A 14446-nucleotide genomic window follows, 5' to 3' on the forward strand; every position below is an offset into this window, starting at 1 on the left:
AGGAGCCTTATCATGACAAGCTATAAACTGAACCAATTAGCCAAAACCATTCGCAGCAAAAATGCCGGTGTCAATAAAATCACGTTTGATATCATCTTCAGGGATCAGGAAACCTATCAGGCAGTTAAAAAATCAGGAGCGCTTTCCAGACAGACAGTATGTGATTTGTACAATATTTCTGATGAGCGTATTTCGGATTTTGTTGAGTACGATCCGGGTCTGGCGATCAAATTCACGATATACCGTCAAAGACCCAGCGGCTCGGCGGGTGATGGCGATATTTTTGGCGCACAGCAATACGCGCCATTGCTGGAGTTACCCGTTGAGCTTTAATGAATGAAATTTCATTCAAATTACGTAATCTATAATTAGCTAATATTAAAGAGACAACCATGAAATACTTCATCAGTAAAGCAACACTTATCTTAAGCTCTGTATTTTTGCTGGCTTCCCAGGCAAATGCAGAGTCACCCATCACCATTGTGGTGCCTTTTTCCACCGGGGCCAGCAATGATTCCATTGCCCGTGTTATTGCGCCGTTACTTTCTGACAAACTCAAGCGCCCTGTGATTGTGGAAAACAGGGCGGGTGCAGCAGGGGTCATTGGATCAAACCATGTGGCCAAGGCGCCCAATGACGGTTCCACTTTGCTGCTCACCTCGTCTACATTTGTCACGACCGCGGCCACGCAACCGTCTTTGCCCTATGATCCCATCAAGAGCTTTACGCCTGTCGCCATGATCGGGCAGGGACCATTGGTGATTGCCGTTCCCTCGAAGAAGCCTTATGCCTCATTGTCTGATGTCATTAATAATGCCCGCATGAATCCCGGGGCAGTCAATTATGGATCATCAGGGATTGGCTCACTGGCGCACTTGGCCACGACATTAATGGGGGATTTGGCCGATGTTAAAATGACGCATGTGCCGTATAAAGGCGCTGCCAATGCGGCTTCTGACCTTGCTGGAGAACGGCTGGATATTATGCTGGCCAACTATAGTTCTTTGGCGCCATTGCTGCCCACCGGGAAGGTAAAGTTGCTGGCGACTACTGCACCGGCAGTGCATGCTGCGTTTCCTGATTTGCCGCCTGCCTCACAAACACTGCCGGGCTATGATGTGGATATTTGGGTGGGGATTTTTGCACCCGCAGGTACATCGACTACATTTATTAAGACTTTAAATAAGGCCCTTAACGAAATCAGTCAGTCAGAACAGTTGGCGCGCTTGCTTGAAATGGATGGGACTGTTCCGTCAGCCATGACTAGTGATGAGTTTGCCCAACGCGTGGTGAGTGATCTTGAGCGATGGAAAAAACTGGCAGACGAACACCAGATCCAGGCCAACTGATGTTGTTTTCTGTGGGTTCAGGGCGTTATTCCAAGCTTGGACAGTTGGTGACGTAAGGTATGACGGGATATGCCCAGAATGCTGGCAGCCAGAGTCTGGTTGCCAGCACTGCGTTTCAAGGCCTGCAAAATAAGCGACTTCTGGAAGCGGGCGGTCTGTTCGAAATAATCATTGCTTGTCATGGCGTCATCATGACTGGTGTCGCCTGCCGTACTCTCTGGGCTCAGGGTGTTTTGTCCTTTTGCCTCCCGGATAATACGAGATGGCAAGTGTTTTTCAGTAATGACTTCCCCTTCCTCTAGAATACAAATCCGCTCCAGTAAATTGCCAAGCTCACGGACATTGCCTGGCCAACGGTATTGTTGGAAAATTTCCTTGACGGCGGTGCTTATTTCCGTGAAATGAGCATCATGCAGGGCATTGTATTTTTTCAGGAAACGGTCTACCAGTACAAAGACATCGTCTCCGCGCTCCCGTAAAGGAGGAATGTTGATGGAAACCACCTGGAGCCGATAATAAAGATCATCCCGAAACTTGCCGGCCGACACTTCATTCAGCAGTATCTTGTTGGTGGCGGCAATAAAGCGCAGGTCGGTAGACTGCTCCTGCACCGAGCCAATGCGCCGGAAACGGCGGCTGTCCAGTAAGGTCAGGATTTTGGCCTGCATAATAGGGTCAAGTTCACGTATCTCATCCAGAAACACGGTGCCACCGTTGGAGACTTCCAATAACCCCATTTTTTTATCGACCGCACCGGTGAATGAGCCCCGTTCGTGTCCGAATAGTTCAGACTCGAGCAGGTTGCCAGGAATGGCGGCGCAATTGATTTCCGTAAAGAGGTGACTGGCGCGGCTGGATTGTTCATGAAGCGTGCGTGCAACCAGCCCCTTGCCGGTGCCGGTTTCGCCGTAGATCAGGACCGTGCTGACTTTGCTGCGGGCCACCTTGGTGATCAGGTTTTTTAATTCAACCATGGAAGGATGGTTGCCAATTATCTCATTAACCTGTGTGGGGTTTGGCATGCCGAAATCCTCAAATGAGCGTGAGACGGGGAAATGACATTATAGTCTCAAGCCTTTGGATAGCAATCACCAAGCTGGCCGCATAAGCGCCGTCAATTAACCGTGATACCACTTTTCTTGATGATTTCCCCTGCCTGTTTGGCCCGCTCATCAACATAAGACTTGAAGGCTTCCGGTGTGGACGCTACCGGGTACATGCCCAGGACCTCCAGTTTTTCACGGACGGCAGGTATTTCAAGTGCTTTTGTTATCTCAGCGTTCCAGCGATTGACAATCTCTTTGGGTACGCCTGCCGGCATGATAATGCCCTGTTCCGCGCTCCCCCTGAAATCTTTTACACCCAGTTCTTCGAACGTTGGCACATTGGGCATGCTGCTTAAACGTGACGGCCAGGTAACCGCCAGAAAGCGCACCCGAGGGTCGTTCTGGTATTGCCGGGCATTGGCAACGCCAACCAGGGCAGTTTGGATTTGGCCACCAACAAGATCAGTCATGGCGGCCGCATCACCCCGGTAGGGAACGTGGACCATGTTGATGTTTTCCCGGTCACTTAAGGTTTCCATGGCAATATGATGGGGCGATCCGATGCCGGGAGAGGCATAACTGATCTTGTTCGGACTTTGCTTGACCCACTCCAGCCATTCCTGGTAATTGTTGACATTGCTTTCTGTATTGACGATCAACAATAAAGGCAGGTGCACCGTTGTTGCCACATACTCAAAATCACTCTGCTTGTAATTCAAGTTATTGAAAAGATGCCAGTTATTGAACAGTGTGCTGTTATCGGCGGTTGCCAGGGTATAGCCATCTGGGGCGGCTTTGGCCAGTGCGGCCGTACCGATCGTGCCACCGGCGCCGGGTCGGTTTTCGATAATGATCTGTTGCTTGAGCTCGTTGCCGACTTGCTCGCCCAGGATGCGCGCCAGAATATCAGAGGCGCCACCTGCGCCGTACGGCACAATCCATTTGATGGTTTTTTGCGGGTATTCCTGGGCAACCGCCATTTGTGTTTGCTGGGCAAGCAGTAAAGTCATGCCAGCGAACAGGTTGCGAACCAGGGGGCCAAAACGGGAACGGGTAAAGAAGGTTGAATGTGACATAATGAAAAAGTCTCCGGTTTTTTTATAAAAATAAAATGGTGCGCAAGCTTGTTTGCTTACCAGCCATGTTTTTGGGTCCAGTCGGTAATTAAGGTAACGGCCGAAGCAAGTTGCTCTGGCTGGCCTTTAAAGTAATGATTCGCGCCCTTGATGCAATGCATTTCCTTGTCAACGCTGCCGCAGGCCTGGTACATCAGGCCTATGTCGCGTTGCGGAACGGCATCATCTGCACTGTGTTCGATGGCTAGCAAGGGTACCGTAACCTGTTTGGCGCAAGATTCACCGTCTGCCCTGGAATGGTCAATAGACCATTGCGATAACCAGGATCGCAGGGTAGAAAAACGGGCCAGGCCCACCGGACCGGTATTGACCGTTTCGGGGATACCCATATAGCACTGCCCGATGACCCGATCATTGGGGTCTATGCTGCCGTCAAGAAAACGGGGTTCGGCCATGGTGCGATGGGTCACAAAACACCGTTCAATTTCCGCCGTATTGCGTTTTTTCAGGGTTTCCAGGGTGTCCTGTACCCAGTCGGTAATTCGGCGTACGCGTGCCAATTGCGCCTCCCGGTAAGCCAGCAACCAGTCTTGCGGGTACGGGGGTTGTACGGCCAAGTTAGGGGAATACAGGTCAAATTCGGGGTTGCGCCTGTCGGGGTTGTGTTCGTCAATTACGGATGGGTCTATCCAATCGACAAGGCAGCGTGCCCGGGCACGATGGGCGGCTTCCAGCACCATGCCATCGGCAGGTATCAGGCCTGCAGATTTGATATCAATCACATCACCAGCCGGCGTGTGGGTAATGGTAGGGTTCTGGGCCTGGGATTGAAAAAACAGCGCCAGGGAGCCGCCACCCGACCAACCCAGTAACACCACTTTCTCAAAGCCCAGTTGCTCTTTGGCGTAACGGACACAGGCACCCAGGTCCAGCAAGACTTTTTCATAGATCAGGGGTGAATCATTTTTAACGTAGCGGCTGCCCATGCAAAGCACCGGATAACCGGCAACCGCCATGGCATTGGGAAGGGGAAGCAGTTGCAGGGTAGAACTGGGGTGCATCATGAGGAAAATGGTTTTGCTTTGGTGATTCCGCGGCCGGATCAAGACGCCCTCTAGATTCACGGTGCCCTGGCTACCTACGAAACCATAAGTTTCGGTGAACTTGCTGGTTTCCTTGTAGCTTACGTGTATCCACTTTTGTTCAATTTCATGTTTCATAAAGTTGTTCATGCCTTTTAAATCATGGATGTTCTGTCTTGTGTTTATTGTCTGCCGGCCTGTTGGCGGATTTGGGCTTTTTCTCGTGTCCAGCTGTCAAGCTGTTCATGAACCGATTGCAGTTTTTCTTGGGATAAATTCTCGGGCTTCATGTCAACCGTTAACTCAAGCCGGATGCCATTCGGGTCAAAGAAGTAAATGGATTGTACAAAGCCGTGGTTGGTGATGCCCAGGACTTGGATGCCGGCCGCTTCCAGTTTCGCTTTGGCGCGTTCAAGTACTTCTAAAGATTCTACCTTAAGTGCCAAATGGTTGACCCAGGCTGGCGTGTTGGGTGATGGTAGGGCAGTCTGATCATCGCCCAAATCAAAAAAAGCAATCGTAGAGCCGTCATCGAGGCGGAAAAAAAGATGTACATAAGGGCAATGCTCGCCTGTGCTGGGGACATTATCTGCCCGGATCAAGTGAGTTAGGGGTAAGCCCAGGATATCCTCGTAAAAAGCGCGTGTTTCTTCAGCATCTTTGCAGCGCCATGCAAAGTGATGCAAGCGCTGTATGGTTTCAAAGCGGTTGGTTTGCATGAAAGTCTCCTCTTGTCATTGATTTAAATTAATAAAAGTGTCAGTTATTGATACTTTATATTATTTTTGGATTATTTGAATAGAGAAAACCCTTATAAATAGAAAAAAAATTTGAAAAATTCATGTTTCACCGTCATAAACCCGTCTGAAAATTCATTTTGAATTATGTATTCAGTCATTACATGATTATTTTTCCAAAATATATTGCAAAAGTATCAGAATTTGATATTATTTATAAAAATTATTACTGTGAGGAGCAATAATGCATACACCATCAACTGAACCACGCTTTTCCCTTTACTATAACTATCAGGTTTATCAACCCTGGCTAGCCTCGGAACATGGTCCACAATCACGTCATCAAGTGGTGATTGTGGGTGCCGGGCCATCGGGCATGGTAACCGCGCTAGAGCTGGCACGGCATGGCGTGTCTTGTGTTGTGCTTACTGCCGAACAGCAGGTGTCCGAAGGCAGCCGTGCCCTGGCATTTACCCGCCGTTCGATGGAAATCCTGCAACAGGCGGGGGTAGCCGAACGCATGACAGAAGCGGGCTTGCCCTGGCGGTTTGGCAACTCCTATTACCGCGGACAACGTGTTTTCCGGCTTGAAGCGCCGCATGATAGCAATGACCGCTTTTATCCCCTAATCAACGTGCAGCAGCAATACATGGAGGAGTTCCTGCATGATGCCTGCAAGGCGAACCCCTTGATTGATTTTCGCTGGGGCAACAAGGTCATTGGCGTTGCGCAGAAAGACGGTTACGTTGAGGTGGAAGTGGATACGCCGGAAGGCACCTATACACTGGAAACGCAATGGCTGGTTGCCGCAGATGGCGGCCGTTCGGGCATTCGTGCGGGGTTGGGCCTGACAATGGAAGGCACTTCTTATGAAGGCAAGTTCGTGATTGCCGACATTAAAATAGACCTGCCCCTGCCCACCGAAAGATTGGCTTATTTTGCCCCTGACTGGAATCCGGGTAATACCATTCTGATGCATCGTGAGCCCCATGGTATTTGGCGTATCGACTACCAGCTCCCCGAGGGAGAAGATCCTGAAGAGGCCTTGAAGCCGGAATCCATTGAGTCGCGTATCAATGCCCAACTGGCCATGATCGGGCATGCCGGCAAACCCTGGGAGCTGGACTGGTGTTCGGTGTATTCCGCCCGCACCCTGACCTTACCGGATTACGTTTGCGGCAATATCCTGTTTACGGGTGATGCGGCGCATTTGCTACCTATTTTTGGCGTTCGTGGCGCCAATACCGGTTTTCAGGATGGCCAATCCCTGGGCTGGCATCTGGCATTTGTGGTCAAAGGACTGGCTGGCAAAACACTGCTGGATAATTACAGTCGTGAAAGGGTGACTGCGGCCAGGGAAATTATTGACGAAGGAGGTAAAAGCACACGCTTCATGACACCGCCCAGCCATGGTTTTCGCTTGCTGCGCGATGCGGTGCTTTCCCTGTCACTGACCCAGGAATTTGTGCGGCCACTGTATCACTGGCGTACGTCGCGACCCCATGAGTACACGAATTCTGCCCTGAACTGTCAGGGTGACGATAATGCCTTGTTCCAGGCCGGGCCGGCACATGGTGCACCACCGCTGAATGTGAAGTTGGGTGATGACGATTATTTGCTGGATCATCTGGGCGGTGGATTCGAACTGCTTTACTTCACCCAACAAGCCAGCCTGCCCGAGTCTTTGCAGGAAGTTATCCGGGCAGCGCGTGCCAAAGGCATGCCGTTGAATGTGACGGGCATTGGCAGCGGACAGCACATCGAAGGTGTTGACCAAACCCTGAATGACGCTACTGGTGCGATCCGTGAACGCTATGGGGTTAATGCCAGTGGTACGGCCTACCTGTTACGGCCAGACCAGCATATTTGCGCACGCTGGATCAACCTTGATGCCTTGCGCCTGCAAACTGCCCTGAACACTGCATTACCTCAATAAGGAGTCCTTTATGTCTGAACAGAATCAAACCTTGCCGATTGATACGCTGGAAACCGTTTACGATCTGGTGGCAACCGCCATTGATGAAGTGGACGCGGAAAAAATTGAACTGTTTCTGGTCAAGCTGGTATTGCTAAATGCCAAAGCGATTGGCAATGCGGAAATACTGCGAGAACATATCAGTATCGCCCAAAAAGACCTTTGATCGGTTAAGCGGCAAACTTCGCCCTTCAGGGCGAGGAAGAATATCAAGCTTTCCCTGCCTTGCATGGCAGGGTTTTTCAGCTTGCAGACGGTGGCGTTGTTTGGCCATCCAGTTGTATCAACTGGGTGGCTATGTCTTGTGCCTTTTGCTTCAAGGCGGCCACAATGCCTTGCGGATTGATCATTTGCAGGCGTTCGCTGGACATGACCAGCGAAATGGCGCCCACGATGCCGATACCCTTGTCATAAACCGGCACGGCAATCCCAACCACTTCTTCGTCAATTTCAGTCATGGAAATATAAAACCCTGCCTTGCGGATATTGGCAAAGTAGCGTTTGAAGGTGGGCCATTCTGGGGCAATTTCCTGCACTTCGGGCAAATGGCTGTTTTTTTCATAAAGCTTGTGCAGTTTGGTGGCTGGCAGCAAAGCCAGCAGGACCTTGCTGGCTGAGCCTTTGAATAAAGGCAAGGGCCTGCCACGTCCGAACGACACACCGACCGGGTTATTGCTGGCCTCGTGGTGGACATTGATGATTTCATCGTTATACATGCGGCAAAAAATGGAATCGCAACCGGTTTCATCAGAAATCTGCCGCAGGGTTTTTTCGGCAATTTTTAGGACCGGATCGGCCCGCCGGATCCGGTAGTCAAGGGTAATGATCCGTGCGCCCAATGAGTAGCGCCCTGAATAATTGGCCAGGAAACCGGCGGCATTCAGTTCTTTTGCATAACGAAAGGCGGTTGGTCTTGAAACCTGCAGTTTTTCGGCAATTTCTTCTGCGGTTAAGAGCGTGTCTGTTTCGGAAAACAGATCAAGGACATCGACAATACGTGAAAATTTGGTCATAAAAATAAACAGCCCGGTCTTGAGCCTGATACGGTCTGGGCAGGCACAAAGACAAACTATACAGTGATCAGGCCGTTTTTTAAACTATAAACTAATCAAGGCAAATACGGAATAACTCGTTTTGGGAGTTGATATTCAATTTTGTATAAGCTCTTTTACGGTAAGTGAGGATAGTGTTGAGCGATAAATCCAGTTTAAGGCTGATGGATTCCGAGTTGTGGCCAAGCATGATCAGCGTGCAGATTTCGGCTTCCCGTGATGATAAATTGTTGGCCCTGTCATGCAGCTTGCGTAAGATTTCTTCTGTCATTGATTTCTTGAAAATCACGGGTGACAGATTTGAAACATTGACATGCTTCAGGACCAGGCTTGACAGGATTTCCGACAGGGATGACAGTGCATTGACTTCGTTGCGGTTGAACAGGGAACCTGAATGCTGGGTACGGTAAAAACTTATGGCATAACAGGACCGGTCATCCCGGCATAAAATTGACAGGCGCTCAAGTGTCCCGGTCAAGTTAAAGCATAATTCACGGTAAGGCGCATAGTTGATGCGTTCCCTGAACAAATGAAACACCCCCACCGGATTGGTGGAAAGCACATTGTTTATTTCCAGACGCATGGGATCGTGCAAACCCAGGCCAGAGGCGTAGCGCTCTGCGGTGAGCCGGGTGATTTCATTGGAAACACGGCTGGCAGTACCAAAATTGCTGGGGTTGTTGGCAGTGTCATAATGAAACAGCGAACAGACATCAACCGTGGTTACGGAGCGGCTGATGGCACCCATTACTGCCGAAATGAAATGCTTGTCCCCAATTTGCGCAACCAGCCCCGGCAGTTCATGTCTTGCAAAGCGTAACCAGCTTGAGTCTGTGTATTCACAGGATGAAATTCTATTTTGCATTACCGGTTTGGCTAACACGTAAAAGTCCCCAATTACCTATTTATTATTAATGGTTTGTTTTTTTAAAACAATATTTTATAGCGTGTCTTGATGTAAATGAATAGAGCTTTCCCTATCTTTTTGCAGATTAAAAGTAACGGCTGGTTTCAGCCGTGAAAACACCTGTTTGCTGCTGTCTGAAACCGGGCTTGTCACAAGCTTATGTGACAGCAGAATGACGGGAAATAAACCATACTTCCGCCAATACACAAACACAAGGAGGAATCAGACATGACAGTTGCATTCGCATCAACGGCAGACACCAAAGACCAACAATTATATTTTGAGGCCATTGCGCCGAACATTTATGCCGCTACCGCAGAAGGTGACCCTAATGTGCTGGTCATTATTGGCAAGAGCGGCATCATGGTGGTAGATACAACGGCTACACCTGATATGGCCCAGCCAGTGATTGACAAAATCAGGGAAGTCTCTGACGCCCCGTTCAAATATGTGGTTTTATCGCATTACCATGCCGTACGCACCCTGGGGGCATCGGCGTATGGGGCCGAAGCGATTATTGCCAGCCAAGGCACTTTTGACTTGATCAAGGAACGCGGGCAACAGGATTATGACAGTGAGTATGAGCGGTTTCCTCGCCTGTTCAGGGGCGTGGATTCGATTCCTGGCCTGACTTGGCCAACCCTTGTTTTTGAAAACAAATTGCAGGTTTTTATGGATGACCTGGAAGTGCAGGTCTTGCATTTGGGTAAAGGGCATACCAAAGGCGATACGGTTGTCTGGATCCCGAAATACAAAATCATGTTTGGTGGCGACGCAATTGACTACCGTTCTACCCCTTACTGCGGCGATGCTTACCTGAAAGAATGGCGTGAGTCGTTGCGCGCAATTAGAAACCTGGGGCCGGAAACCTTGGTGCCCGGTCGCGGTGTGGCGATTCGCGGGACAGATAACTGTGCGGAAGCGTTTGATGAAATGGATCAATACCTGGCGGATGTTTATGAAATTACCAAAGAGGGTGCCGCGCTGGGTGAACTGAAAGAAGCCTTTGATTATGCCTATCCACGACTGAAAGAGAAATATGGACATTGGTTTATATTTGAACATTGTATTCCGTTCAGTATTTCAAGGGCTTTTGATGAGGTTAGGGGGATAGAAGAGCCTCGTATCTGGACGGCGGAGCGTGACAAGGAGCTTTGGCGTAACGTGCACCAGACAGCGTAAAAAAACACATGGTACATGTAGCCAAAATGCGGAATTAAAAGTACAAGGAGACAAGAAAGATGATAGAAGAAAATGTATCGGGCTATCAGTTGCCCCGGTTTGAGTATCGCCGGCCGGCTGATTTTGATCAAACAGCGCAACGCTATCCGGTCGTCATTGTAGGCGGCGGGTTGGCTGGCCTGACCCTGGCGGCTGATTTGTCAACCCGCGGCATTGCCTTTGTTTTGCTGGATGAAGACAATACGGTTGGGGTCAAAGGCGCTTCCAGCCGGGGGATTGTTTATGCACAAAAATCCCTGGAGATATTTGACCGGTTGGGCATTTATGACAAAATTGCCGAGAAAGGCGTTGCTTGGTCAGTGGGTAAATCCCTGGTGGGTGACAAAGATATTATTTATGAATTTGATGCGGCCAAAGATTCTCAATCATGCCAGCCGCCTTTTCTGAATATCCAGCAATTTTATATAGAGTGGTTTCTGGTGGACCGGATCAACGAATTGAACGTGGGGGAAATCCGCTGGATGAACCGCGTCAAAGACGTGATTGCCGACGAAACGCATACCCGCCTTGAAGTGGAAACCCCCGATGGCTCTTATTGGCTGGAAGCCGAGTGGCTGGTGGATTGCAGCGGCCTGGCCAGTGGGGTGCGTGAGAAGCTGGGCCTGGAAACCTTCCCGGAAAAAGGCACCGAGCGCTGGTGTATTTCAGATATCCGCTTTAAAAAAGAGATGCCGCTAGAGCGCTGGACCTGGGTGGAATCGCCGGTGAATGACGGCCGTGCGGTTTGGCAGCACCCCATGGCTGATGGCGTTTGGCGGATTGATTTTCAAATGAAACTGGATTCGGATGTCGAGTACATTAGTCGTCCTGATGTGTGTGAAGAACGGGTTAAAAAACTCCTGGGCAATGATGAGCCCTTTGAACTGGTTTGGGTAGGTCCTTGGGCAAGCCGGACCCATTTGTTGGATGATTTCAGACATCATCGGGTGCTGTTTGCCGGTGATTCGGCACACGTTTTTCCACCACTGGGCGCCCGTGGGGGTAACAGTGGCATTCAGGATGCCGATAACCTTGGCTGGAAACTGGCCCTGGTGCTTAGGGGGCTGGCCAGTGAGACCCTATTGCAGAGCTATTCCCAGGAAAGAAGACCGGCGGCCATTCATAACACGGATTTGGCGACCCGAAGCGTACGCTTTCTGTCACCGCAAAGTGACGGGCAGCGGGTATTGCGCAATGCGGTGATTGCACTGGCTAAAAACTGTGAATTTGCACAAACCATGATCAATACCGGCAGGCTGTCAACAGCCTTCAGTTACCAAGGGTCGGATTTAAGTGTGGATGAAGGAGAATCCATACCCAATTTTTCGATTTTGTTAAAAAATGGCCAGCAACAAAAGCTGGTGGATTATGCGGTAGATGGCCAGCTTATTGCCATTTCAACCTCCCGTGAAGCATTAAACCAACTGGTTAACAATGCCTTGTTTAAAGTGCTGCATATAGGGCAAACAGATCCGGACAGTATTGTTGACCCGGATGGAAAAATGGCAGAGACATTGGGTGTCAAAGACGGTTCTGTCGTGATTTTAAGGCCAGATTTGCATGTTTTGGCACGTTTTAAACAGATGGATAGTGCTGCGCTTAATGAGATCAAGCGTCGCATCAATTATGTGGAACAGGGGGAGCTTCAATGAAAACATCAAGCCAGCTAGAGAAACCGGACCAGTTTTATGACGAACTGGCTCATGCACATCAAGATCTGGATCGGCAGGCAAGTGAGGCGTTGAATGCCCGGCTTGTATTTATACTTGCCAATCAGATTGGCAATCAAAAAGTGTTGTCAGAATGCATTGCGCTTGCGGCCCGTGTGCCCGAGTCGGCAGCCTGAACAGTTTGGAGGAGGAAGGAAAATGAACATGATCAATAAGGTAATGAATATGAAGAGACTGGCCGGAGTGCTGTTAAGTGGATGTTGTTTGTTGCCAATGGGTGTGCAGGCCCAGGCTGATTATCCAACGCAATCCATCAGGCTGGTTGTGCCCTTTGCACCCGGTGGTGGCAATGATGTGTTTGCCAGGACGGTGGCGCAGCCCATGGGGAAAATCCTGGGTCAATCTATTGTGGTTGATAATCGCCCGGGCGCTTCGGGTGCGATTGGTGCTGCGAACGTTGGCCGGTCTATGCCTGCTGATGGCTATACCGTATTGCTGTCGGAAGTAAGCATTCATTCCGTGAACAGTCATCTTCGGAGTAATCTGACGTATGACCCGGTAAAAGATTTGTCTCCGGTAAGCAAAGCAGGTACTTATGACTATATGTTGGTGGTTAATCCTAAAAAGCATAATATTAAAAACCTGGATGAGCTGGTTAATATGATTAAAAAATCAGATCATAAAATGACGTACGGGGTACCAGGGATTGGTACGCCACATCATTTGGGCATGGAATTGTTTGCCATGAAATCAGGTCTGGAAATGACGCCTATTGCCTATAAAGGGGCATCACCGGCCGTGCAGGATTTGCTGTCGGGCGAAATAGACCTGATGCTTTCAGACCGGGCTGCAGTTAGAAATCATATTAAAGCGGGTAACTTGAACGCCATTGCCGTCGCAGGAAAAAATCGCGTAAAAGAATTTCCCGAAGTACCAACCATTGCTGAGTCAGGCATCAAGGATTTTGAAATGGAGTCCTGGTTTGGACTGTCTGTTAGAAAGGGCACGCCCGATGAGATTATTGACAAGCTTGCCAACGCTTATGCCGAAGTCATTAAAGATCCTGAGATTGTAGAAAAATTGAGTGAAGCCGGCATTAACGTAACCGCCTCATCACCCAAGGAATTTACCAATTTCATTAGTGATGAAACCAAGCGCTGGGGCGACTTGATCAAGGATCGTAATATCAGGATTGAGTGATAGAGAGGCTTTGGTATCCAGCATGGTCTGCGTCGTGTCGGTCAGTAGCGATTCCAGGCCGACCCGGTTCAGTACATCGTACAACACCGAGGCCTGGGCATAAGGCCGTTCGCCCAGGCAATGGTGCCGAATTCTTCACGCATGGCTTGATTGTCCGGGAGTGTGATCCTGGAACCATCAATCGCCAGTACCCGGAAACCCCAAAAGCGCAGGTAATCACCATCACTGTACTGCGTTTGCACGACGGCGTCCTGGTTAAGTTCGATAAAGGCGGTGTGTTTCAGTTTATACCGCGCCTGCGAATAAGCGCTGGCAGTCACGGGTGGCTGCTCCTGCCACGTCATCGCCTCATTGACGACGTTTTGTAACGATTTCACGCTATTCCTCATGATCAACACCACCAGCAACGCGAAGGACAGGCGACGCTCCCGCGTGAACGCTTTGTCGCTCTGCCGGTGACGGTACTTGAAGCCATTCGCTTCAAGCCGCTCTTGGGTAATTTCAATTACCTGCTTTTTTTAGCCATGTTCAACGATCAATCAAATCCGCTTATTATCTCAAAAAATGCTTAACTTAATGGCAGTGACGCAGAGCGTGGGAACGAGTCTGTGCGAGTCTGCGAGTCTAGATCGTTGGAATTTCTGGTTCCCATGCTCTGAACTGACCCCCTAAAGTTGGACAGTTAAAAAAACTAGGCAGCTTCTAAAACTTGAGTTCGGTATTGTACCGGACTCAGGCCATTTAATTTGAGCTTGATACGCGTGTGATTATAGTAGTGAATGTACTCCTCAATCCCCGCCTCCAGCTGTTCGATATTATCGAAGTGGTTTAAATGGAAGAACTCGGACTTCAGTATGCCAAAGAAGCTTTCCATGGCCGCATTGTCCAGGCAGTTTCCTTTCCTGGACATGCTTTGCACGATACCCCGATCTGCCAGCATTTTCCGATAACGGGCATGTTGATAGTGCCAGCCTTGATCCGAATGCAGGATCGGCTTTTCAGACGGTTTAAGCCGGGCCAAGGCTTTTTCCAGCATGTCGGTCACCAACAGCAAGACCGGGCGCTGTGTCATCTGCCAGGCCACAATTTCACGATTGGACAAGTCCAGGATGGTCGAAAGATACAGCTTTG

General features: G+C 49.7%; 16 protein-coding genes. 8 read left to right on the forward strand and 8 right to left on the reverse strand.

The genetic code is table 11. The features are described 5' to 3' along the window. The first annotated feature begins 12 nt into the window (after window positions 1-12). The gene (locus ACM5Q9_RS11655; protein WP_418144913.1) at window positions 13-333 is read left to right on the forward strand and encodes a DUF4387 domain-containing protein; all 321 of its coding nucleotides are present in this window, start codon (window positions 13-15) and stop codon (window positions 331-333) included. A gap of 59 nt (window positions 334-392) precedes the next feature. Further along, window positions 393-1349 carry a tripartite tricarboxylate transporter substrate binding protein gene (locus ACM5Q9_RS11660; RefSeq protein WP_418144914.1) on the forward strand — a complete coding sequence of 319 codons (957 nt, stop codon included), beginning with the start codon at window positions 393-395 and terminating at the stop codon, window positions 1347-1349. 17 nt (window positions 1350-1366) lie between these two features. Here the strand turns inward: ACM5Q9_RS11660 and ACM5Q9_RS11665 are convergent, their stop codons facing one another. The 4 genes from ACM5Q9_RS11665 to ACM5Q9_RS11680 all read right to left on the reverse strand — a co-directional run bounded on the left by ACM5Q9_RS11665 (window position 1367) and on the right by ACM5Q9_RS11680 (window position 5272). Beyond that, the gene (locus ACM5Q9_RS11665) at window positions 1367-2371 is read right to left on the reverse strand and encodes a sigma-54 interaction domain-containing protein (RefSeq protein WP_418144915.1); all 1005 of its coding nucleotides are present in this window, start codon (window positions 2369-2371) and stop codon (window positions 1367-1369) included. A 92-nt stretch (window positions 2372-2463) separates the two neighbouring features. Then, complete coding sequence (locus tag ACM5Q9_RS11670; RefSeq protein ID WP_418144916.1) at window positions 2464-3471, reverse strand: Bug family tripartite tricarboxylate transporter substrate binding protein; 1008 nt, start codon at window positions 3469-3471, stop codon at window positions 2464-2466. 56 nt (window positions 3472-3527) lie between these two features. Further along, complete coding sequence (locus ACM5Q9_RS11675) at window positions 3528-4691, reverse strand: alpha/beta hydrolase (RefSeq protein ID WP_418144917.1); 1164 nt, start codon at window positions 4689-4691, stop codon at window positions 3528-3530. Between the two features lie 44 nt (window positions 4692-4735). Further along, the gene (locus ACM5Q9_RS11680) at window positions 4736-5272 is read right to left on the reverse strand and encodes a VOC family protein (RefSeq protein ID WP_418144918.1); all 537 of its coding nucleotides are present in this window, start codon (window positions 5270-5272) and stop codon (window positions 4736-4738) included. A gap of 262 nt (window positions 5273-5534) precedes the next feature. On the opposite strand from ACM5Q9_RS11680, the gene ACM5Q9_RS11685 reads away from it, so the two are divergent. Further along, window positions 5535-7226 (forward strand): FAD-dependent monooxygenase, encoded by a 1692-nt coding sequence (locus tag ACM5Q9_RS11685; protein WP_418144919.1) that lies wholly within the window; start codon window positions 5535-5537, stop codon window positions 7224-7226. Between the two features lie 10 nt (window positions 7227-7236). Continuing rightward, window positions 7237-7431 carry a DUF2783 domain-containing protein gene (locus ACM5Q9_RS11690; RefSeq protein ID WP_418144920.1) on the forward strand — a complete coding sequence of 65 codons (195 nt, stop codon included), beginning with the start codon at window positions 7237-7239 and terminating at the stop codon, window positions 7429-7431. 76 nt (window positions 7432-7507) lie between these two features. On the opposite strand, the gene ACM5Q9_RS11695 is transcribed toward ACM5Q9_RS11690, so the two are convergent. Together ACM5Q9_RS11695 and ACM5Q9_RS11700 are read right to left on the reverse strand one after the other, a co-directional pair. Further along, entirely contained in the window at window positions 7508-8278 is a 771-nt protein-coding gene (locus tag ACM5Q9_RS11695; RefSeq protein ID WP_418144921.1) for an IclR family transcriptional regulator, read from the reverse strand. Between the two features lie 91 nt (window positions 8279-8369). Next, window positions 8370-9182 (reverse strand): helix-turn-helix transcriptional regulator, encoded by an 813-nt coding sequence (locus ACM5Q9_RS11700; RefSeq protein WP_418144922.1) that lies wholly within the window; start codon window positions 9180-9182, stop codon window positions 8370-8372. A gap of 270 nt (window positions 9183-9452) precedes the next feature. Between ACM5Q9_RS11700 and ACM5Q9_RS11705 the strand changes: the two genes are divergently transcribed. The 4 genes from ACM5Q9_RS11705 to ACM5Q9_RS11720 are packed head-to-tail and all read left to right on the forward strand — an operon-like array spanning window position 9453 to window position 13315. Continuing rightward, entirely contained in the window at window positions 9453-10406 is a 954-nt protein-coding gene (locus ACM5Q9_RS11705; RefSeq protein ID WP_418144923.1) for an MBL fold metallo-hydrolase, read from the forward strand. A 59-nt stretch (window positions 10407-10465) separates the two neighbouring features. Continuing rightward, window positions 10466-12097 (forward strand): FAD-dependent monooxygenase, encoded by a 1632-nt coding sequence (locus ACM5Q9_RS11710; protein ID WP_418144924.1) that lies wholly within the window; start codon window positions 10466-10468, stop codon window positions 12095-12097. Continuing rightward, a complete protein-coding gene (locus tag ACM5Q9_RS11715; protein WP_418144925.1) occupies window positions 12094-12291 on the forward strand; it encodes a DUF2783 domain-containing protein in 198 nt (65 codons plus the stop codon). Before ACM5Q9_RS11710 ends, ACM5Q9_RS11715 begins: the two co-directional genes overlap by 4 nt. Before the next feature lie 49 nt (window positions 12292-12340). After that, window positions 12341-13315 (forward strand): Bug family tripartite tricarboxylate transporter substrate binding protein, encoded by a 975-nt coding sequence (locus tag ACM5Q9_RS11720; protein WP_418144926.1) that lies wholly within the window; start codon window positions 12341-12343, stop codon window positions 13313-13315. A 68-nt stretch (window positions 13316-13383) separates the two neighbouring features. Here ACM5Q9_RS11720 and ACM5Q9_RS11725 read toward each other — a convergent pair whose 3' ends face one another. Continuing rightward, complete coding sequence (locus ACM5Q9_RS11725) at window positions 13384-13692, reverse strand: hypothetical protein (protein WP_418144927.1); 309 nt, start codon at window positions 13690-13692, stop codon at window positions 13384-13386. Between the two features lie 314 nt (window positions 13693-14006). After that, on the reverse strand, window positions 14007-14446 hold a 440-nt coding region (locus ACM5Q9_RS11730), incomplete at its 5' end, for an IS3 family transposase (RefSeq protein WP_418144928.1).

This window comes from Advenella sp. RU8 (assembly GCF_048381675.1).
Lineage (GTDB): Bacteria > Pseudomonadota > Gammaproteobacteria > Burkholderiales > Burkholderiaceae_B > Advenella.